The sequence below is a fragment of the Mycobacterium sp. E2497 genome (assembly GCF_001668695.1).
Lineage (GTDB): Bacteria > Actinomycetota > Actinomycetes > Mycobacteriales > Mycobacteriaceae > Mycobacterium.
In genome coordinates, this window is record NZ_LZKD01000209.1 from 1 (window position 1) to 719 (window position 719).

At 69.7% G+C, this 719-nt stretch carries 2 protein-coding genes; one reads left to right on the top strand and one right to left on the bottom strand.

Annotation, left to right across the window (positions count from 1 at the left end):
• Positions 1 to 337 (bottom strand): TetR/AcrR family transcriptional regulator (locus tag A5713_RS19130; protein ID WP_156751945.1); only part of this gene is annotated, 337 nt, incomplete at its 3' end.
• A 143-nt stretch (positions 338 to 480) separates the two neighbouring features.
• Here A5713_RS19130 and A5713_RS19135 point away from each other — a divergent pair.
• Positions 481 to 719, top strand: a 239-nt coding sequence (locus A5713_RS19135) for a TetR/AcrR family transcriptional regulator (RefSeq protein WP_156751946.1), incomplete at its 3' end; no start/stop codon positions are given.

A 719-nucleotide genomic window follows, 5' to 3' on the forward strand; every position in this document is an offset into this window, starting at 1 on the left:
CCAGATCGGGATACTCGCGCATGAGCCGGCCCGATTCGTCGAGCACCGCCTCGATCCGGTCGACGGCGGTCCCCGGGCGCGCGGCGGCCGCGCGCAGCCGCGGCACCGCCATGCGTTCGATGTCCTCGACGGCCGCGTCCAGCAATTCGGACTTGTTCGGGAAGTAGTGGTACAGGCTGCCGCTGGTGACGTCGGCCGCCCGGGCGATCTCGCGAATCGTGGTGCGCGAATAGCCATTCTCGGCCACACATCGCATCGCGGCGGTGATGATGCGGGCCCGGGTCTGCTCACCGTCGGCACCCACCGGCCGACCCAATTGCGGCGGCGTGACGCTCATGCGGCGGGAAGCCCGCCGCAGCTCCGTCCATCACGCACTACGCACCTCCGCGGCGAAGCCGAAACTAATCGATCACTCGATTATATTCGACCGTGTCGGGGACCGGGAGCCGGCGGACGGGACGCGCGAGTGAGGACAGCACGGTGACGCGGGCGCAACGGGGACGTCCGGTCGGCGCCAGCGGCGAGGAGACGCGGCAGCGGATCGTCGTTGCCACCATGCGCTGCGTGGCCGAATTCGGGTACGCGGGCGCCACCATCCGTGAGATCGCCCGGGCCGCGAACGTCACCAGCGCCAGCCTCTACAACTACTTTCCGAACAAGGCGGAGCTGATCAACGCCGCGATAGCGGCGCGGACCGACGTCGCGTTGCCGCGGCGAGG